The organism is Kitasatospora sp. NPDC058243 (assembly GCF_042882025.1).
In the GTDB taxonomy this organism is placed as follows: Bacteria; Actinomycetota; Actinomycetes; order Streptomycetales; family Streptomycetaceae; genus Kitasatospora.
The window spans coordinates 47,584-65,824 of the sequence record NZ_JBHVWW010000044.1; the positions used below are offsets into that span (position 1 = coordinate 47,584).

At 72.7% G+C, this 18,241-nt stretch carries 17 protein-coding genes and 1 tRNA gene; 8 read left to right on the top strand and 10 right to left on the bottom strand.

What is annotated here, in order from left to right; translation table 11 throughout:
- Nucleotides 1-2: 2 nt before the first annotated feature.
- The 5 genes from ACFVX9_RS25795 to ACFVX9_RS25815 all read right to left on the bottom strand — a co-directional run bounded on the left by ACFVX9_RS25795 (nt 3) and on the right by ACFVX9_RS25815 (nt 4,342).
- On the bottom strand, nt 3-509 hold the full coding sequence (locus tag ACFVX9_RS25795) for an ATP-binding protein (protein ID WP_387983649.1): 507 nt from the start codon (nt 507-509) through the stop codon (nt 3-5).
- Nucleotides 510-576: 67 nt separating this feature from the next.
- Nucleotides 577-1,122: an HAD domain-containing protein gene (locus tag ACFVX9_RS25800; RefSeq protein ID WP_380375409.1), complete on the bottom strand. Its 546-nt coding sequence runs from the start codon at nt 1,120-1,122 to the stop codon at nt 577-579.
- A gap of 25 nt (nt 1,123-1,147) precedes the next feature.
- Nucleotides 1,148-1,816 (bottom strand): methyltransferase domain-containing protein, encoded by a 669-nt coding sequence (locus ACFVX9_RS25805; protein ID WP_380375408.1) that lies wholly within the window; start codon nt 1,814-1,816, stop codon nt 1,148-1,150.
- Nucleotides 1,817-1,818: 2 nt separating this feature from the next.
- Nucleotides 1,819-2,733, bottom strand: coding sequence for a phosphotransferase family protein (locus tag ACFVX9_RS25810; protein WP_380375406.1), 915 nt, complete (start codon nt 2,731-2,733; stop codon nt 1,819-1,821).
- A 187-nt stretch (nt 2,734-2,920) separates the two neighbouring features.
- On the bottom strand, nt 2,921-4,342 hold the full coding sequence (locus tag ACFVX9_RS25815; RefSeq protein WP_387983651.1) for a family 2B encapsulin nanocompartment shell protein: 1,422 nt from the start codon (nt 4,340-4,342) through the stop codon (nt 2,921-2,923).
- Nucleotides 4,343-4,720: 378 nt separating this feature from the next.
- Between ACFVX9_RS25815 and ACFVX9_RS25820 the strand changes: the two genes are divergently transcribed.
- Nucleotides 4,721-5,800 carry an ATP-grasp domain-containing protein gene (locus ACFVX9_RS25820; RefSeq protein WP_380495314.1) on the top strand — a complete coding sequence of 360 codons (1,080 nt, stop codon included), beginning with the start codon at nt 4,721-4,723 and terminating at the stop codon, nt 5,798-5,800.
- A gap of 95 nt (nt 5,801-5,895) precedes the next feature.
- On the opposite strand, the gene ACFVX9_RS25825 is transcribed toward ACFVX9_RS25820, so the two are convergent.
- The 3 genes from ACFVX9_RS25825 to ACFVX9_RS25835 all read right to left on the bottom strand — a co-directional run bounded on the left by ACFVX9_RS25825 (nt 5,896) and on the right by ACFVX9_RS25835 (nt 8,366).
- The gene (locus ACFVX9_RS25825; RefSeq protein WP_387983653.1) at nt 5,896-6,441 is read right to left on the bottom strand and encodes a methylated-DNA--[protein]-cysteine S-methyltransferase; all 546 of its coding nucleotides are present in this window, start codon (nt 6,439-6,441) and stop codon (nt 5,896-5,898) included.
- 162 nt (nt 6,442-6,603) lie between these two features.
- Nucleotides 6,604-6,837, bottom strand: coding sequence for a hypothetical protein (locus ACFVX9_RS25830; RefSeq protein WP_063348809.1), 234 nt, complete (start codon nt 6,835-6,837; stop codon nt 6,604-6,606).
- A gap of 218 nt (nt 6,838-7,055) precedes the next feature.
- On the bottom strand, nt 7,056-8,366 hold the full coding sequence (locus ACFVX9_RS25835) for an MFS transporter (RefSeq protein WP_387983655.1): 1,311 nt from the start codon (nt 8,364-8,366) through the stop codon (nt 7,056-7,058).
- 202 nt (nt 8,367-8,568) lie between these two features.
- Between ACFVX9_RS25835 and ACFVX9_RS25840 the strand changes: the two genes are divergently transcribed.
- The 3 genes from ACFVX9_RS25840 to ACFVX9_RS25850 are packed head-to-tail and all read left to right on the top strand — an operon-like array spanning nt 8,569 to nt 13,266.
- Nucleotides 8,569-9,441 carry a hypothetical protein gene (locus ACFVX9_RS25840; protein ID WP_380491196.1) on the top strand — a complete coding sequence of 291 codons (873 nt, stop codon included), beginning with the start codon at nt 8,569-8,571 and terminating at the stop codon, nt 9,439-9,441.
- Nucleotides 9,438-12,629, top strand: a complete 3,192-nt coding sequence (locus tag ACFVX9_RS25845; protein ID WP_387983657.1) for a trypsin-like peptidase domain-containing protein — start codon at nt 9,438-9,440, stop codon at nt 12,627-12,629. The genes ACFVX9_RS25840 and ACFVX9_RS25845 overlap by 4 nt, the downstream gene beginning before the upstream one ends.
- A 40-nt stretch (nt 12,630-12,669) precedes the next feature.
- Nucleotides 12,670-13,266 carry an NUDIX hydrolase gene (locus tag ACFVX9_RS25850; protein ID WP_380428213.1) on the top strand — a complete coding sequence of 199 codons (597 nt, stop codon included), beginning with the start codon at nt 12,670-12,672 and terminating at the stop codon, nt 13,264-13,266.
- On the opposite strand, the gene ACFVX9_RS25855 is transcribed toward ACFVX9_RS25850, so the two are convergent.
- On the bottom strand, nt 13,256-14,479 hold the full coding sequence (locus tag ACFVX9_RS25855) for a hypothetical protein (protein WP_387983659.1): 1,224 nt from the start codon (nt 14,477-14,479) through the stop codon (nt 13,256-13,258). The two genes, ACFVX9_RS25850 and ACFVX9_RS25855, sit on opposite strands and share 11 nt — an antisense overlap.
- Before the next feature lie 124 nt (nt 14,480-14,603).
- On the opposite strand from ACFVX9_RS25855, the gene ACFVX9_RS25860 reads away from it, so the two are divergent.
- On the top strand, nt 14,604-15,017 hold the full coding sequence (locus ACFVX9_RS25860; RefSeq protein WP_380380093.1) for a CU044_2847 family protein: 414 nt from the start codon (nt 14,604-14,606) through the stop codon (nt 15,015-15,017).
- 120 nt (nt 15,018-15,137) lie between these two features.
- Here ACFVX9_RS25860 and ACFVX9_RS25865 read toward each other — a convergent pair.
- Nucleotides 15,138-15,211, bottom strand: a tRNA-Thr gene (locus tag ACFVX9_RS25865).
- Between the two features lie 284 nt (nt 15,212-15,495).
- Here ACFVX9_RS25865 and ACFVX9_RS25870 point away from each other — a divergent pair.
- The 3 genes from ACFVX9_RS25870 to ACFVX9_RS25880 all read left to right on the top strand — a co-directional run bounded on the left by ACFVX9_RS25870 (nt 15,496) and on the right by ACFVX9_RS25880 (nt 18,114).
- On the top strand, nt 15,496-16,587 hold the full coding sequence (locus tag ACFVX9_RS25870; protein WP_363375151.1) for a sn-glycerol-3-phosphate ABC transporter ATP-binding protein UgpC: 1,092 nt from the start codon (nt 15,496-15,498) through the stop codon (nt 16,585-16,587).
- Between the two features lie 195 nt (nt 16,588-16,782).
- On the top strand, nt 16,783-17,226 hold the full coding sequence (locus ACFVX9_RS25875) for a hypothetical protein (RefSeq protein ID WP_387983660.1): 444 nt from the start codon (nt 16,783-16,785) through the stop codon (nt 17,224-17,226).
- 96 nt (nt 17,227-17,322) lie between these two features.
- Nucleotides 17,323-18,114, top strand: a complete 792-nt coding sequence (locus tag ACFVX9_RS25880; RefSeq protein ID WP_363375148.1) for a nucleotidyltransferase family protein — start codon at nt 17,323-17,325, stop codon at nt 18,112-18,114.
- Nucleotides 18,115-18,241 lie beyond the last annotated feature (127 nt).

The window sequence follows — 18,241 nt, forward strand, 5'->3', positions numbered from 1 at the left end:
CCTTATTGTGGAGAGTTTTCCACCACCCCCCCCCACCGAGGAAAGGGCTCTCCCCCCCCCCCCCCCCCCCGCGGAGCGTCCCCCCCCGCTTCGGCGGCTTCCAGGTACTCGAACCAGACCACCTTGCCTACCCCTGCCGGGTACCAGCCCCATGCGTGCGCCAGGGCTTCGACGAGCAAGAGGCCACGCCCGCCCGTCGATTCGTCGCCGCGTTCCCGCCGGGGAAGCCCCGAGCACCCGTCTGCAACCTCAACCCGCAAGCGCCCGGCGCACCACCGAACGGTCACGGCGCAGCGCTCCTTTGTATGCACGAGCGCATTGGCAATTACCTCGCTCGCGCACAACTCCACTTCCTGAAGCGCGCCTTCCGAGAGTGGAACCCCCCATTCCCGCACGATGTCCACCACCAACCGCCGCGCCCCCGGCACGGCGTCGACCCCTGGCGGCACGCCCCACTCCAGCGGAACCGGAAAGCGAGTACTCCTCAGCGAACTGACCACCACGAACACCCTCCACCCGAGCCGGGGAACAAGAAGGCCGAGCCGATAGCGGGCCGGCGATGATACTGGCCCGACATCAGGCTGCCTTCCTGGCCGCGTCAAGAGCCGCAGCCCATTCCAGAGCGTTCATGACGTGTTGGCTCTGGATGCCGACGCGTGGGTCGGGCTGGATCAGCAGGGTCGGGTTGCCGAAGGAGGTTCGGTCGGCGGCCCACTGGTGATCGAGCGGGGTGAAGTCGTCGTCGATCCACACGGCAGGGGCGCCTGAGAGCCAGTCGGCGACATGGTTGCGCTTCCACAGGTAGCCGTCGGGGTGGCTGGTGGTGATCGGCAGGTTGGGCAGCTCGATGTGGTCGAAGTCGGGCAGGTCCAACAGCGGTGCGATGATGCGGCGGGCGTCGAGGCGCCAGCTCGTGCACCACACCGGCTGCACGAGGCCGGTGTTGATGGCGTCCGTGATCAGTGTGCCGTGCTCCGGGTTGAGCCAGACCCAGAACGGCTCGGCAACGGCACCGGTGCGGACCTGGTGACGAATGTGGGTGGCCGGGATGCTGAGGTCGGCGGCAGGGAACGGGACGAAGACGCCGTCGATGTCCAGCAGCAGGAACAGGCGGTTGTCCATTGGTGACTCCTGTTGTGGGCGGATGTCAGGGCTTCCGTGCGGCGATCAAGAGGGTGGTCGGCCAGCGGACGTCGGTCGGCGCGAAGAGGTCGTGCACGCTGGTGACCAGCAGGCCTGCGCGGTTGAGAGCCCGAACCCAGGCAGCCGGGTCAATGTCCCAGCGCTCCACCACGGCCTGGGCGCCACCGGGCAGGATCACTCTGTCTCGGGTGCGGGGGTCGGCCGGGACGACGCCGGTCCGCTGCGGGTGTGGGACGGAGAAGGCGAGTACGCCATTGCAGTCGAGGCGGCGGGAGCACGCATAGAGGAGCTTGGACGGCTCGGTCAGGCCGATTGCGCCGAAGACGGACGCGATGGCGTACGGCTTGTCGCGTTCACGGCTCAGGTAGGCGCTCGCGGTGGAGCAGACGAACTCGGCACCGGTGTGACCGTAGTGGGCCGTTGCCCGGTGGATCTGGCCACGCGAGCTGTCGATCCCGATGGCGTGGGCCCCGTTGTGGGCCAGATGGGCGGTGTTGCGGCCTGGGCCGCAACCCAGTTCAACGATCCGACGCCCGGCCAGGTTCTCGCCCAGGAGTTCGGCGCCCGGGCCGATCCCCGGCCGTTGGGTCCACTCCATCCGGCGAGGTGGCGCCAGCGGCCCCGCCGGTTCGTCGGCAAAACGCTGGGCCGCGTGGGCGTCCCAGACGTCCACCGTCACGCCTCCAGAAGTCGGATCGCGGTGGCCAGGTGTCGGCGTACGACCTCGGTGTACAGCGGATCACTCGACGGGTCGTTGATCCACTTGATGGCCTGCTCCATGAACCACTCCACGGCCCAAACGCGGTGCCAACCAAGTGCCCAATGCTCGGCGGTCAGACCGCCGCGTTCGGCGAGTGCGTCCTTCGCACCGCCGGTAGCGACGTAGGCCTCGATGAAGTTCCGAAGCCGGACGGGGTCCGAGTCATCGAGTGTGCCGTGCCAGGAGGCGAGGTCAAGCAGGCCGGGGCCGGTGAACGCGCGGGCGAAGTCGAGCAGGCACCAGCCGTCTTCTCCCAGATGGAGGCTGGTCGGGTGGAACTCCGAATGCACCCAGCCGAACGGGGCAATCTCGGCACCGCTCGCACGCTTGCTCGCCGACGCCGCGAGGGCTTCCAGCATCGCGGCGATGTCCGCGGTGTCCGCGGTCCAGCGGCCCGCCTCGCGCAGGCGGCTGAGGTGGCCCAGCATCAGTTCCGGGAGGGCGGCGAGCGCGGCCTCATCCATCACCGGCAATGACCCGGCGGTGGGAGTGGCGTGCAAGGCGACGGCAGCGACAACACCATCTGTGTCGCCCGCTTCACGGATCGGTTCGCCCAGGTCCTCGATCATCATGCCGAGCGTGCCCTCACGGACGATGGAGCCGATGACCTGCGGCACCGGGATACCGGCGCGGCTGGCCGCGCGGAGGATTTGGGCCTCGCCATCGAATGGCTCGACCGCGTACTTGTAGATCGCGGTGCAGCCGTTGTCGAAGCGCAGACGTTCGACGCCGGACATGCCCCACACCCTCACCTTCTCGCGGACGGGTTGGGTGTGGCCGGTGCTGGAGCAGATGTCGGCCAGGATGGCGGTGACGAGCATGGTGTTCACGGGAAACTGTTCCGTTCGTTCGGGCTGCTCGGGCAGGGTGGGGGGCCGGGGGGGGGGGGGGGGTTTTCCCCCCCCCCCCCCGCGGCGTGGAATTCCGACCGGCTCCGGTCGGCCGGTGCCCGGGCCTGGGCGCGTGCCCGGATATCGCGCGCCCGGCCGGAATGGTTGAGACTCGCCCGGACCGGGCCTAGCGCTGCGCGACGTCCACGTTCTCCAGGACGCCGACCGCGTCCGGGACCAGAATCGCGGCGGAGTAATAGGCGCTGACCAGGTAGGAAATGACGGCCTTGTCGTCGATTCCCATGAACCGCACCGAAAGGCTCGGCTGGTACTCGTCCGGAATTCCGGTCTGGTGCAGGCCGACGACGCCCTGGTTGTCCTCGCCGACGCGCAGCGCCATGATCGAGCTGGTGTGTCCGCCGATGACCGGGATCTTGTTGCACGGGAAGACCGGCACCCCGCGCCAGGCCGTGACGTGCTTGCCCTCGACCTCGACCGTGCCGGGGACGAGGCCGCGCTTGTTGCACTCGCGACCGAAGGCGGCGATGGCCTTGGGGTGGGCGAGGAACATCTTGGTGCCGCGGCGGCGGCTGAGCAGCTCGTCCATGTCGTCCGGGGTGGGCGGGCCGGAGTGGGTCTGGATCCGCTGGTCGTACGCGGCGTTCTCCAGCAGGCCGAACTCGGGGTTGTTGACGAGCTCGTGTTCCTGGCGCTCGCGCAGCGCCTCGATGGTCAGCCGGAGCTGGTGCTCGGTCTGGTTCATCGGCTGGTTGTAGAGGTCGGCGACGCGGGAGTGCACCTTGAGGATGGTCTGCGCGACGCTCAGCTCGTACTCGCGGGGCTTGAGCTCGTAGTCCACGAAGGCGCCGGGCAGCTCGTACTCGCCCCGGTGCCCGGCGGAGAGGTCGATCGCGGCCTCGCCGTGCTTGTTCTGCGCCTGCTGGAAGCCGTTCAGGTACTCGATGACCTGCAGTTGCAGGGCCTCGGAGCGGTCGTGGAGCTCCTGGAAGGCGGGCCAGGAGAGCGCCATCACGGTGCCGGAGGTGGCGGCCCGGACGGTGTACGGCCAGGTGCCCTCCTCCTGCTGGAGGGCCTCGTCGCCGAGGTGGTCGCCGTCGGCGAGGGTGCCGATCACCGTCTCCTCGCCGTACTTGCCGGTGCCGAGCCGTTCGAGCTTGCCGTGCGCGATGAGGAAGACCTCGTTGATCGCTGTACCGGCGGAGACCAGTACGTCGCCGGCGGCGAACTCCCGCTGCACGAAGCGCCCGGCCAGCTCCGTCAGGACGGCCTCGTCCTGGAAGCCGTGCAGCACCGGCACCTCGGCCAGCGTCGGCGGGACGATCCGCACCTCGGAGCCGGTCTTGACGAAGCTCACCCGACCGCGGCCGACCGAGTGGCGCAGGCGGCGGTTGACCCGGTAGGTACCGCCGGACACCTGCACCCAGGGCAGCGTCTTGAGCAGCCAGCGCGGGCTGACGCCCTGCATCTGCGGCGCGGACTTGGTGGTCGTGGCGAGGTTCCGCGCACCCGCCGTGCTCAGACTCTGCTGCTGCCGGATCTCCGGTTGCGCGCTGGGCGCGGGAACACCGGCATTGGTTTCGGTCGACATAAGGGGAGCCCTTCGCATGCCCGATGAAGTGTCGCCTTGCACATTCATGTTGCAGCTTCATGGTGGGCCCATTCGGGTGCATGCCGCAATCACTCATTCGAGTGGTTCGGGATAACCGAACAAATAGTACGACTGGATCACCCGATCGATATCTGTTCGATTAATTATTCGAACTTATCGGGAATACCGGCCCCCATCTTCCCCCATCGACACCCCCTCCGCCGCCACCCCTTGACGCCCGCACGCCCGGCACCCCTCCCGTCCGGGCCCGGGGAGCCGGCCGCTAAGGTGCCACCTCACAGGGCCACCAGGCCAGTTGACGAGCACGGCCGACCACGAGCCCTGACCCTTCGTCACCCCATGCCCTGGGAGGCAGTCTTGACAGCCCCCGTCCGTGTCTGGCTCAACCGCACCTACGCCGAGAACGTCTTCTTCATCGAACAACTCCGCACCGCCCCTCGCCCGGTGGCGGTCCACGCGACCCACGCCGACCCCGACTCCCCGGTGCTCGCCGCCGCCGACCACGGCACCCTGGAACCCGCCGACCTGCCCGCCGACGCCTACGTCGGCTACGCGCTCGACTACTGCGCCCGGCACTCCATAACCGTCTTCCTCCCGCAGCTGCACCAGCTCGCCATCGCCCTCGCCCGGCCGGAGTTCGAGGCGATCGGCACCACCCTGCTCTGCCCGCCGGCCACCGCCATCGCCACCTACACCAGCAAGGCCGACGGCTACCGGGCGATCGCCGCCGCCGGACTGCCCACCCCGCCCTGGTGGCGGGTGCGCACCGCCGACGAACTGCTCGACGCCGTCGGCCGGATCGAGGCCGCCGGGCACACCGCCTGCCTCAAACCCACCACCGGCGCGGGCGGCACGGGCTTCCGGGTGCTCACCCGGGAGCCGTACGGGCCACGGCGGCTTCACGGCTGGGACCACCGGGTCCAGGTCGAGCAGGTGGCCGCCGCCCTGTCCGCCGGACCGGGCGCGGGGGACGAGGGGGACGAGCCCGTCGACCTGCTGGTGATGCCCTACCTGGACGGGCCAGAGGTCTCGGTGGACTGCCTCGCCGACCGGGCCGGCCACCCGCTCACCGTGGTCGGCCGCACCAAGGAGGGCCGCCGCCGCGGCTTCACCGCCGACCCGCGGTACCTGGAGCCGGTCCGGCGCCTGGTCGGGGCGAGCCGGATGGCGTACCTGTCCAACATCCAGTTCCGCGAACTGGCCGGGCGACCGGTGGTGATCGACGTCAACACCCGGCCCGCCGCCGGGCTCCACCAGCTGCGGCTGTGCGGCCTCAACCTGCCCTGGGACGCCGTCCGGCTGGCGCTCGGCGAACGGCCGGAACCCACCGGGGTGGATCCGGACGTGCACGGCGTCGAGTACACGCTGGTCTCCGGCATCCAGCCGGTGCGGCCGCGCCGGGCGCCGGCCCCGGTCTCCCTCGTCCGGCAGCGGTAGCCCGGACCCGACGGCGGGCTCGTGCGGGGCTCATGCGGGGCTCACACGTGGCTCTTGCGGGGCTCGGTGCGACCGCGCCGACGGCAACCCCGGTGCTACAGCGGGCCGTTCCAGTCGAGCGTCGGCTCCAGCACGCCCTCCAGGGTGAGCAGCCAGCGCTTCACGTCGATCCCCACCCGGCCGCCGCCGAAGCCGCCGATCCCGTCCGCCGCCACCACCCGGTGGCAGGGCACCAGCAGGGCGACGGGATTGGCGGCCATCATCTGGCCGACCGTCCGCGCCGCCAGGCCGGGCTCGGCCACGTCCTCGAACACCCCGCTGAGGGAGGCCAGTTCGCCGTAGGTGATGGTCCGGCCGTACGGCACCTCCTGCCAGAGCGTGCGCAGCACGGTGCGGTGCGGGCCGGAGCTCAGGCTCCAGTCGATCGGCAGGCCCAACTCACGGCTGCAGCCCGCCAGATAGGCGCCGATCCGGTCCCGGACGGCGGCGGTCTTCGACGCGTCGGTGCACGGCGGCAGTTCGCCGTCCCGCCCGCCGTACCCGGCCGCCGCCACGCCCAGCGGCGTCACGGCGATGTGCATCGGGCCGCTGGGCAGCGGCGTCTCCACGGTCAGCCAGGACATCGACCAGGACTGCGGCACGCTCGGGCCCCCACCCTCCGCCGGACCGGCCGCCGGCCACTCCGGCGCCCGCGGGGCGCACGACCTCCGCCCGCCCCGCACGCCATCGTACGGCGGGCGGGGCGGCGCGCCTGCGGCGTCGGCGGGCACCGGGGCCGTCGGCTGCGGCGGGCAGCGGGGCCGTCAGCGCCGCCCCTTCAGCTCGGCCGCGAGCGCCCGGGACCAGTGCGACAGCTCGGCGCGGTCCGGCGCCCGGCCCTCGCACAGCAGGGTGAGCTGCGCGTCGTTGATCCGGTTCGGCCCCGGGATCTCCAGCAGGTACGCCAGCTCCGCCAGTACGGTGGCGAGCCGCTCGGCGTCCGTGCGGTCCAGGGTGGCCGCGGACTCGTGGTGGCTGATGGTGAGCGAACCGGGCATGGTCAAACCTCCTCCGTCCACCCCCGCTCCCTCCACGGTACGACCGGTCCGGCCGCGGCGCCCGCCGCGGGCGGCGGGGGTGCGGCGGCCGGACCTGGTCGCGCTCCGGGGCCGGCCGGGTACGGTGCGCGGTGGGCCGCACCGGGGCCGGGGGTGCGCCCCGGAGCCGTTCGGGGGCGGGTGGTCGACAGATCCTGGAAAGGTCGGACCAGCACGGGTCAGGGCGCGCTTTCCCGGTCGCCGTGGCGCCCGTCCTCGCCGTGCCGGCTCCCTTCCCAGCGGCGGTTCCGAACCGCCGGCACCGCCAACACCACCGTACCGGCCACGAGTTGCCAGACCGCACCGAGCAGCAGCACCTTGTCCACGCCGATCCGGTCCGCCGCCGGTCCGGCCGCCGCCAGCCCGAGCGGCCCCAGCACGAACGCGCCGAGCGCCCCGAAGGAGTTGACCCGGCCGAGCACCTCCGGCGGCACCCAGCTCTGCATCGTCGTGCTGACCAGCGTCCCGCTGACCGCCGAGCCGACCCCCGCCACCAGCGCGCCCGCCACCACCCACGGCAACGGCGCACCGGCCGCGAGCGCGGCGGAGGGCAGCGCCCAGGCCAGCGTGGCCACGGTGGCCACCGCGAGCGGCCGCTCGGGCCGGCGCCCGAGCATCACCAGCCCGCCCAGCACCGCGCCGACGCCGTACACCCCCATCACCAGGCCCCAGGCCCGGGCGCCGCCGAGGTCCCGCTGCGCGGTGAGCGGGCCGAGCACCAGGAACGGCGCCCAGACCAGCAGGTTGAACAGGCCCATCTGGACGGTGGTGATCCAGAACCACGGCCGGGAGGCGAACTCCGACCAGCCGGCCCGCAGTTCGGCGAGCATCGGCTGCTCGCCGCCGGCCGCGTTCGCCGCCCGGTCGGGCAGCCGGAGCCTGGCCAGGGCGAACGCGCCGACGCCGTACGTCACCGCGTCGGCCAGCAGGACCACCGCCGGTCCCTGCGTCGCCGTCACCAGGCCGGCCGTCGCGGGCCCGGCCACCGTGGCCACCGAACGGGCCAGCCCCAGCAGGGTGTTCGCGTCGGCCAGGAGCTCCTTCAGGCGCACCAGGCCGGGCACGATCGCCCCGAGGGCCGGCAGGAACAGCCCCTCCCCGATCCCCCACACCGCCACCAGCGCGACCATCGCCCAGACCGGCGCCCGCCCGGCCGTCAGCAGCGCGGCGAACACCGCCTGGACGAGCCCGCGCAGGACGTCCGAACCCAGCATCACCCGGCGGCTGCCGAACCGGTCCGCGATCACCCCGCCGGCCAGCAGCACCAGCACCACCGGCAGGATCCGGGCCGCCATCACCCACCCCAGGTCGGTTCCGCCGCCGCCGCCGTCGAGCACCGCGAAGGCCACCGCCACCGGCGCCATCGAGGAGCCGAGGAGGGAGGTCGAGTAGCCGACGAAGAACCACGCGAAATCGCGCTCGCCCAGCACGGCGAGCCGGTCTCCCAGCCGCCGGCGGCGGGCCGGGATCCGTTCCGCATCCACTGCCATGGGCGGCAGTCTGCCCCCGGACGGGAACGGCGTTCAAGGGTTTCCGGGGAAAAGTTGAGTCTTTTGGCCTCAATATTTCGCGCCCTGCCGACCGCCGCAGTAAACGGCCTCAGAAATGGCTGTTCACCTGCGATTTACTGCGCTTCATGGGTAGCCTTCAGGAGTCCGGCCCGAGTTGATTTACTGCGGAAGAAGCCCCGACATGGCAGAGCTCCCCCCGGTCGAGTACGCCGTCGCCGTCGAGCGCTACCTGGCCGCCTCCGGGCTCGCCGAAGGCTCCCGGCGGATCTACCGGATCGCCCTGAACACCTGGGCCTGGGCCCTCGCCGACCGCCCCGCCCCCACCGGCCCCGAACGGCGGCGCGCCCGGCCGCCCGTCCTCCCGCTCGCCCTGCTCGACCACCCGGACGCCGCCCGCCGCCTGCGCACCGCCGCCGACCGCCGCCGCGCCGACACCGACCCGCGCACGCTCAACCGCGAACTCTCCACCCTGCGCGCCGCCGTGGCCTGGTGGCGGGCCCAGCACTGGCTCGACGACGACCCCACCACCGACCTGCACCCCGGCCCGCGGCCCGGACCGACCGTCGCTCCCCTGACCCCCGACGACCTGCGCGCCCTCTTCGCCCTCCGCGCGCCCCTGCGCGAACAGTCGCTCTGGCACCTGCTCCACGAGTCCGGCGCCGCCATCGACACCGTCCTCGCCCTCGACACCGACCACCTCGACCTGCCCCGGCACCGCACCCTCCACCGGCCCGGCCGCACCCCCGTCCACTGGCAGAGCGGCACCGCCCGACTGCTCCCCCTCCTCGTCGCCGGCCGCACCACCGGCCCGCTCTTCCTCACCGACCGCCGCGCCCCCGCCGGCACCCCCGCCTCCGACCGCTGCCCCCACACCGGCCGCGCCCGCCTCTCCTACCGCCGCGCCGCCGAACTCCTCACCGCCCACACCGCCCCCTTGACCCCCGGCGCCCACGGCTGGACCCTGCGTCAACTACGCCCCGGTGCACCTCCGTCACTGGATTCCGACGGCCGGGCACGACACCCTGGCACCCCCGATCGAAGGGACCCCGCGTGATCCCCGACAACGAGACCCGGCGGCGCCGGGAGGCCGTCAGCCGACTCGCCACGGAACAGGCGGTACTGATCGAGACCGCGGAGAGCTCCGGCACCGGCTTCCTGGTCGCCCCCGACACCGTGCTGACCTGCGCCCACGTCGTCCGCTCCGACCCGCACCCGGCGGTGACGGTGCACGGGCGCACGCTCCGGGCCGAGGTGGTGGCCCGGGAGCCGCGGCAGGACCCGGACGGCGGCATCTACGCGTACCCGGACCTCGCGGTGCTCCGCCTCCCCGAACCGCTGGACACCGCGGGCGTCTGGCTCGCCGATCAGGTGCCCCCCGGCGGCTCGGACGTGATCGTCCACGGATTCAGCGACGCGACCCTGGACGCCGGCACCCACCGGGACACCCTGTACCTCTCCGTCGTCGGCCGCTCCGGCGAATCGGGCCACTTCGTCCGGCTCAAGAGCGACCAGGTCGTCCAGGGGTTCAGCGGCAGCCTCGTACTCGACCCCGCCACCGGACGGGTGTGCGGAGTGCTCAAGACCTCCCGCGACGAGACGGCCGTCCTGGGCGGCTGGATGGTCCCCGTCGACGCGGTGCGGACCTGCTTCCCCGAACTGGCCCGGCGCAACGGACTGGGCCACCGGCCCGGCACGGCCTGGTACGACCTGGCGATGGACCGGGCCGGGCGCCAGGTCCGGCTCTTCGGGGCGTACGGGCACCACCGCCCCCGCCAGACGCCCCGGCCGACCCCCGCCCAGCTGCTGACGCAGGGCGCGATGCCCTTCGTGGACCGCCCGGAACTCGCCGAACTGCGGGCCTGGTGCGCCGACGAGACCCCACTGCTGCTGCGCCTGCTCCACGCGCCCGGCGGCTCCGGCAAGACCAGGCTCGCCGCCGAGCTGTGCCGGCTGATGGCCGAGGACGGCTGGCTCGCGGGCTTCGTGCAGCGCAGCAGCCTCGCGGGACCGGGGTGGCTGGACGAGCTGACCACCGCCCTCGACGACGGTCTGGCGGTCCTCGCCGTCTTCGACTACGCCCAGGCCCGGCTGGAGGACATCCGCACCCTGGTGGACCACGTCTCGCGGTTCGGACCCGAGCAGCCCCGGCTGCGCCTCCTGCTGCTCGCCCGCACGGCCGAGCCCTTCTGGCGGGCGCTGCAGAGCGGCGTCGACGACTGGGCGCTGGCCGACGCCAGCGTCGTGGAACTCCCCAGGACGATCCCCTCCGTCCCTTCCGCTACTTCCGCTACTTCCGCTGCTTCCGCCGGTGACGCCTCGCCCGCCGCGCTGGTCGTCTCGGCCTTCGAGGTCTTCGCCCGACGACTCGGCCACGACCGCCTGCCCGTACCGAGGAGCCTTCCGTCGCGCGCCGGGCGGGAGGACTCGCTGCTAGGCGTGCTGGCACTCGCGCTGGACGCCGTCCTCACCCTCGCCCGGGGAAGCAGCTGGTCCGGGCACGGCGATCCGCTGGAACGGCTCTGCGACCACGAGGTCCGGGTCTGGCACGCGCAGCTCACGGCGTGGCTGCCCGCGGAGCCGGCCCTGGCCGGCGAGGCCGGCCGGCTCCTGGCGGAAGGGCTCCTCCTCGTCCCGGTCCTCGCCCCCGGGCGGCGCTCGGACCGGCTGATCGCCCTGCTGGAACGGGTCCGGGCCGAGGCGTTCCCCCACCAGCCGCCCCTCAACATGAACGTCGTCAACGCCCTCCTGCGCATGCTCTACCCGGCCGAGGACGGCCTGGTCGCCCCCGTCGGCCCGAGCCGGATCGGCGAGATCCTGGTCCGCCGGGTGCTGAGTACGCCGGAGAGTTCGGGACGCTCCGAGGAGTACCTGCTCGCCCTGCTGGACCCGCCGCACCCCGCCTCGCCGCAGGAGCGGATCGCGGCGGCCACCGAGACCGTGGAGATCCTCGCCCGCGCCCGCGGCTGCACCGGGGTGGGGCGGGTCGTGGACCACCCCGCCCACCCGGCCCTGGACGCCGCACTGGCCCGGAGCATCACCGAGCGGCCCGACGCGCTCCTGCCGGCCCTGGCCGTCAACGGCGCCGTACTGCCGCACGCCGAACCGCTGGCGGCCCTCATGCTGCCCGCCGTGCAGGCGTGCGAACCGGACGTCCTCACCGCCGTCGAGAGCCGGCTGCCCGGCTACCCCTCCAGCATGTCGCCGGTGGCGGCGCTGGTCCTGAAGCGCCTGCTGGACCAGCCGGACCCCGAATTCGGCGAGGAGGACCAGCTGCGCAGGCTGCGCCGCCTCATCAGCTACAGCCTCCGGCTCGACGAAACCGCCCCGGGCGTACCCGGTGTGGACGGACTGACCCCGAACGGACTGACCCCGAACGGACTCGGTGCGGACGGACTGGCCCCGGGCGTACTCGCCGCGGACGGACTCACCCCTCGCGTACCCACCCCTCGCGTACTCGCCGCGGACGGCGTCCGCCCCGGCGACGGCGACTCGGCGCTGACCGCCGCCCAGCAGGCCGTACGCCTCAGCCGGGACCTCGTCCGGCAGACCGGCCGCCACCTCCCCGAGTACGCGAGGGCGCTCCACAACGTGAGCCTCCTGCTGCACCGCGCCCACCGGACCGAACCGGCACTCGAACACGCCAGGTCGGCCGTCGCCCGCTACGAGGAACTCCTCGCCGGGGCGGACGGGGACGACACCCTGCGCCAGACGTACCTCCTGGACACCGCGACGGCGCTGAGCACCCTGGCCCTGGTGCGGATGGAGGACGGCCAGGTGAGCGCGGCCCTCGACGCGGCCGCGCACGGCGTCGAGCTGTGCGAGGAGGCCGAACCGGGGTCCCGGCAGGACGACACCCTGCTGACCTGCCTCCAACTCCTCGCCCGGTGCGGGCAACTGGCCGGCCGGCCCGTCGAGGCGGTGGCGGCCGGCTACCGGGCGCTCGCGCTGCTGCGCGAGCTGGCCGACCAGCAGCCCGGCCGCTACCTGGCCAGGCTCCCGGAGGCGTTGCACCGGCAGGCGATCGGCCTCGTCCGGGCCGGACGGGACGACGAGGCGTACCGCGCGCTGCGGGAGGCCGCACAGCTGCGGGCCGCCCTTCCGCCCGGCGACCGGCAACGGCTCGCCGCACAACGGTCCTCGCTGCGGATGCTGGTCCAACTCTCCTCGGAGATAACCGAGTTCACCGACGAGCGCGCACACTGGGTGGAGCAGCTGGCGACCATGGGCAATCATGACAGGTGAGGCCGCCGCCACCTGCGGCCCTACGACGGCAGGTAGGAGCATGATGCCCACGGACTCTCAGGACCTCGCCTCGCCCGCACCGATCCGACGCCGCCAGGCCGTCGAGGTCTTCGGGAACCGCTTCGGCCGGCTCTACAACGACGAGGTCGTCGCCCCGGGCGGCACGGCCGGCAACTACCTCCGGTGGCAGTGGTCGCAGACCGGCGTCGTCGTGGTGGCGACCGGCCCCGACGGCATCGCGCTGGTGCCCTCCTACCGCTACCCGGTCGGCGCCGCCTCGCTGGAGTTCCCGCGCGGCGGCTGCGAACCCGGCGAACCCCCGGAGGAGGCCGCCGCGCGCGAGCTCAGGGAGGAGACCGGCCTCATCGCCTCCACCGTGGAGAGCCTCGGCCTGATCCACGCGGACACCGGCCTGATCGAGAACGGCATCCACGTCTGCCGCGCCACCGTGCTCCCCGGAGGCACCGCCACCGCCCGGCCGGAGGCCATGGAATCGGTGACCGACCCGGTCTGGGTCTCCCCCGACCTGATGGCACGCTGGCTGCGGCAGGGCCGGATCACCTGCGGCGTCACCCTGGCCGCCTTCGCCCTCCTCCAGGCCCACCCCGACCCGCAGACGGCGGCCGTCAGAGGGTGACCACCCGCTCGAAGGGGTCGAGCTCGCGCAACGGCCGCGGCTGTGCCCGGCGCTGCGGGTCCGGGACAGCCGCACCCGGGCCGTTCACCACGTGGAGCGACAGGTCGCGAACGCCGTCGGCCGCCGGGGAGACCACCTCCAGGCCGGCCCCCAGCCGACCGGCGACCGGGTCCTCGTCCAGCCCGAAGCGCATCAGCCGGACCTCGCCCCGCAGGTGCTCCCACGCCAGGCCCCCGACGCGGCGGAAGGTGCGCTCGAACGCCTCCAGCGTCCACGAGCTGAACTCGTCGACCGCCGAACGCAGCACCGCCGTGTCCGGCTGGATCCCCCGGCGCAGCCGCCCCAACTCCGCCACCAGGGCCACCCGGGAGGGCTGCTCGATCGCCTCGAACACCACCTCCACCGGGAGTTGGGACAGCAGCAGGTTGTCGAGCAGCACCGCCGGGAACCCCGCGTACTCGACGAGTCGCCGGCTCCGGAAGACCGGAATGGTGCCCTCGCCGTCGCGCGGACCGGCCATGCCGACGCCCAGGGCCTGCGGCAGCGCCCGCCGGTAGGACTCACCGGCCCAGTCGTCCACCGACTGGAGCACGAGGACGAGTTCGGCGCTGCCCCCGGGGCGGGCGCTCCGGTAGGCGGCCAGCCAGTCCCGGAGTTGCTTGTAGAGCAGCGGATCCTGCTCGGCGACCCAGGCGCGCGCGGCTTCGAGGGCCTCCCGCGCGCTCCCGGCGAAGTCCCGCTCGGCGGCCTCGATCCGCGCCAGGACACCGGACTTGAACGCGGCGGCGACGGCCGACCCGTCGTACGGCTCCGTGTGCGCGGACGACACCTCGGTCAGCCGCTCCACGTAGGGGACATCGGGCGCGTTCTCCACGCCCTCGGCCCGGTGGACGTCGCTGATCCGGTGCAGGGTCCCGCCCGCCCGCAGCGCGACCCGCAGCCGGCCCGCCTCCAGGAGAGCGCCGAAGTCCGAGAGCGCCGCCGTCCCCGGGGACCAGCGGACCTTCCGCGCCTCCTCGGCGTCGACGAGCGCCCGGAAGTACCTGTTGTTGAGGCCCTGCGAGTCGCCGATCAGCAGGGTGTCGGCGAAGAGGACGTGCAGCAGGACCCGTGACCGCAGGTCCGAGGCCCGGTCGATCGGCGCCGCCGCGTGCGGCTCCACATCGGAGAGGTAGATGTGTTCGGTACCCGCCGCCCGCTGTCCCATATCCATGGCCTGCCACCCTTCGGCGCCCGATACAGTTCCCCTCGCGAAGAAGAAGGATAGGCCCACGGCCCGGGCCGGCCACCGGTTTTCCGGCAATTCGACCCCGGCAACGGCACCCCTTGGAGGAGAAATGTCGGAGCTTGTCCAAGTAGTGACGCCCGAGGGGACATTCTGGGCCCGCATCGAGGAGCAGCGCGGCCCCAGGGACGTCGCACTGCGCCGCCCCAGCTACCAGCTGGACGACCTGGCGGGCACGCTCCAGACCGTGGTCGGCAACGTGCGGTCCGGCCTGCGGGCGGCCGCCCCCGACGAGTTCACGCTCGAATTCGGAATCGAGCTCTCCGTCAAGACGGGAGTCCTCGTGAGCGCGGTGACGGGAGTCGACGGAAAGGCCAGCCTGAAGGTGACGGCGACCTGGCGGAAAAACGGCGAGACCGCCCTTTCCGGCCCGCCGAACGAATCCGAGGAATCGGAGGAGTCCGACGACTCGAACGAATCCACCGAACCCGGCGAACCGGCCGAATCCGCACCCGAAACCGGCTGACCGACCGCCACTCACCACCCGACGGCCCGCGACACACCCCGGCAACGACGAAGGGCCAGCTCCTCCGGATCACTCCGGTGAGCTGGCCCTTCGGGCGCCGGTCGCATCGCTTCCTACGCGAGCCCCCTGTCGGGTTCGAACCGACGACCCCCGCTTTACAAGAGCGGTGCTCTGGCCAGCTGAGCTAAGGAGGCACGGTGACCGTCCGCGAGGGATCACGGCGGCACCGGGGGCAGTCTACCGGGCCCGGTAGGTGGGGTGGGGGGATATCCGGGGGTTGGCGGGGTGGGGTGGGCGTGATGGAACCGATGCCGAAATCGGGCGGGCTGGGGGCTGACAAGCGGCGGAGGCGCAGGTAGCGTCGCCCGGAGTCGGTTCGTGAGGTGGTTCAGACCACTGGGCGGGCTGACGGAGACGAACGAACGCCCCTTTACTCGGATCGTCCGGCACGTTCCTGCCGGTGAAGGAGAGAACAATCATGGCTTCTGTCACGTACGAGCAGGCGACCCGCGTCTACCCCGGGGCGGACAAGCCCTCGGTGGACGCGCTGGACCTGGAGATCGCGGATGGCGAGTTCCTCGTGCTGGTCGGCCCCTCGGGCTGCGGCAAGTCGACCAGCCTGCGCATGCTGGCCGGTCTGGAGGACGTCAACAGCGGCTCCATCCGGATCGGTGACCGGGACGTCACGCACCTGCCGCCGAAGGACCGGGACATCGCCATGGTGTTCCAGAACTACGCGCTGTACCCGCACATGACCGTCGCCGAGAACATGGGCTTCGCGCTCAAGATCGCCGGCGTGAACAAGGCGGAGATCCGCACCAAGGTCGAGGAGGCCGCGAAGATCCTCGACCTGACGGAGTACCTGGACCGCAAGCCGAAGGCGCTGTCGGGTGGTCAGCGGCAACGTGTCGCGATGGGCCGCGCGATCGTGCGCCAGCCGCAGGTCTTCCTGATGGACGAGCCGCTGTCGAACCTGGACGCGAAGCTGCGTGTCTCGACCCGTACCCAGATCGCCGGCCTCCAGCGCCGCCTGGGCATCACGACGGTGTACGTCACCCACGACCAGACCGAGGCGCTCACCATGGGCGACCGGGTCGCGGTGCTCAAGGGCGGCGTGCTCCAGCAGGTCGACACCCCGCGCAACATGTACGACCGGCCCTCCAACCTGTTCGTGGCCGGCTTCATCGGCTCGCCCGCGATGAACCTGGTCGAGGTGCCGCTGGTGGACGGCGGTGTGAAGTTCGGCGGCTCGGTGGTCAACGTCTCGCGCGACGACCTGGCCGGCGCCGGCACCGACAAGTCGGTGACGGTCGGCATCCGCCCGGAGCACTTCGAGATCGTCCCGGCGGGCGGCATCGAGGGTGTCGCGGTGACGGTGAACGTCGTCGAGGAGCTCGGCTCCGACGGCTTCGTGTACGGCACCACCAAGATCGGCGGCGAGGACAAGGAGCTGGTCGTCCGCGTGCACGGCCGGCAGATCCCGGCCCGCGGCGAGACGATCCACGTCGTGCCGATCGCCAACGAGACCCACGTGTTCTCGACCAGCTCGGGTGCCCGCCTGAGCAGCTGAGCACGGCGCGCCCTGCCGGTCGGTCGACCGGCGGGGAAAGCCGGCACGACGGAGCCCGTCGGACCATTCCTGGTCCGGCGGGCTCCGTCCGTACACCCCCACGTCAACACGGTGTGGGGACGAACCCGGACACGGTGTCACTCGATGGTGTCACGGAGGGCGATCCGGCCCGTACCCACCGCTACTCTCCTGAGGGTGAAGCAGCTTGTACGCCGTATCGGCCAGACCGTCGCCCTGACCCTGCCGGTCCTCCTGGTGACCACCGGCACCCTCGCCGTGACCCGGGTGCCATGGGCCCCGCCGACCAACCTCGACCAGCAGGTCGTGGCGGCGTCCAGTGGTGACGGCGCCGGGATCGGGCGTTCCGCCACCGCGGGCACGTCCCCGGACGGGCTCACCCCGCAGGAGTCGCTGCGGGTGGTGCTGCTGGACGAGCTGCGGGCGAAGAACCCGTCCGCCGCGCTGGACCTGCTGGAGCGCTCGATGCGCGAGCAGCCGTCGCTGACGCCGTACTGCACCTCGCTCGCCGGCGAGCTGGGCAAGGCGGCGGTGCGCAAGTACCAGGGCGACGTCCAGCGGGCCCGGTCCTTCGCCCGCCCGGTCTGCGACGGGTCGTTCGCGGCGGGCATCGCCGGCTGACCCGGCAGCTGACCTGTAGGCCGGCCCGACGGCCGCGGGCCGACGACGCCCGCGGGCTCGGGCTCCCGGCCCCGGTGGGCGTCCTATTGTTCAGGCATGACCGCTGACTCCGGCCCCACCGCCGATCCCGCGTCCCCGCCGACCCACCCGTCCCGGCCGACCACGACGCCCGTCACCCAGGCCGTGATCCTGGCCGGCGGCCAGGGCTCGCGGCTGCGGCCCTACACGGACGACCGGCCGAAGCCGCTGGTCGAGATCCCCGGGACGGGCACGCCGATCCTCGGCCACCAGCTGGCCTGGCTGGCCTCCGAGGGCGTCACCGACGCGGTGGTCTCCTGCGGGCACCTGGCCGCCGTACTGGAGGAGTGGCTCGACAAGGCGGACCTGCCGCTGCGCGTGCGCACGGTGGTCGAGGAGGAGCCGCTCGGGCGCGGCGGCGGCCTCAAGTACGCGGCCAAGGCTCTGCCCCGCCCGGACGAGCCCTGGTACGCCACCAACGGCGACATCTGGACCCGGTTCAGCCTGCGTGACATGGCCGCCTTCCACCACGAGCGGGACGCCGTCGCGACGCTCGCGCTGGCCCGGCCGCGGATCCCGTGGGGGGCGGTGGAGACCGACCAGTTCGGCAACGTGCTGGACTTCATCGAGGCGCCGCCCTCGCCGTTCCTGATCAACGCCGGGCTGTACGTGTTCAGCCCGGAGTTCGCCGAGCTGCTGCCGGATGTGGGCGACCACGAGCGCACCACGTTCCCGCAGCTGGCGCGCAGCAAGCGACTGGCGGGCTACCAGCTGCCGCAGGGCGTGTACTGGCGTGCCATCGACACCGCGAAGGACCTCACCGAGGCGGCCAAGGAGCTCGCCTCCGGGGCCGGCCGCTCACCGCGGTAACCGCCGCACCCCCGGCGCCCCCGCCTCCCCCGCACCCCCGCCCCCCCCCCCCCGGGGGGGGGGGGTGTCCCTGTGGGGGGAGGGGGGGAGGGGGGTGGCGCTTGGTGGGGGCCGGCAAGGGGGGGTC

Coding starts and splice junctions, on each gene's coding strand:
- ACFVX9_RS25800 (WP_380375409.1), bottom strand. CDS start 1,122: ATGGACAACCGCCTGTTCCTGCTGCTGGACATCGACGGCGTCTTCGTC.
- ACFVX9_RS25815 (WP_387983651.1), bottom strand. CDS start 4,342: ATGTCGACCGAAACCAATGCCGGTGTTCCCGCGCCCAGCGCGCAACCG.
- ACFVX9_RS25830 (WP_063348809.1), bottom strand. CDS start 6,837: ATGCCCGGTTCGCTCACCATCAGCCACCACGAGTCCGCGGCCACCCTG.
- ACFVX9_RS25835 (WP_387983655.1), bottom strand. CDS start 8,366: ATGGCAGTGGATGCGGAACGGATCCCGGCCCGCCGCCGGCGGCTGGGA.
- ACFVX9_RS25840 (WP_380491196.1), top strand. CDS start 8,569: ATGGCAGAGCTCCCCCCGGTCGAGTACGCCGTCGCCGTCGAGCGCTAC.
- ACFVX9_RS25850 (WP_380428213.1), top strand. CDS start 12,670: ATGATGCCCACGGACTCTCAGGACCTCGCCTCGCCCGCACCGATCCGA.
- ACFVX9_RS25855 (WP_387983659.1), bottom strand. CDS start 14,479: ATGGATATGGGACAGCGGGCGGCGGGTACCGAACACATCTACCTCTCC.
- ACFVX9_RS25860 (WP_380380093.1), top strand. CDS start 14,604: ATGTCGGAGCTTGTCCAAGTAGTGACGCCCGAGGGGACATTCTGGGCC.
- ACFVX9_RS25870 (WP_363375151.1), top strand. CDS start 15,496: ATGGCTTCTGTCACGTACGAGCAGGCGACCCGCGTCTACCCCGGGGCG.
- ACFVX9_RS25880 (WP_363375148.1), top strand. CDS start 17,323: ATGACCGCTGACTCCGGCCCCACCGCCGATCCCGCGTCCCCGCCGACC.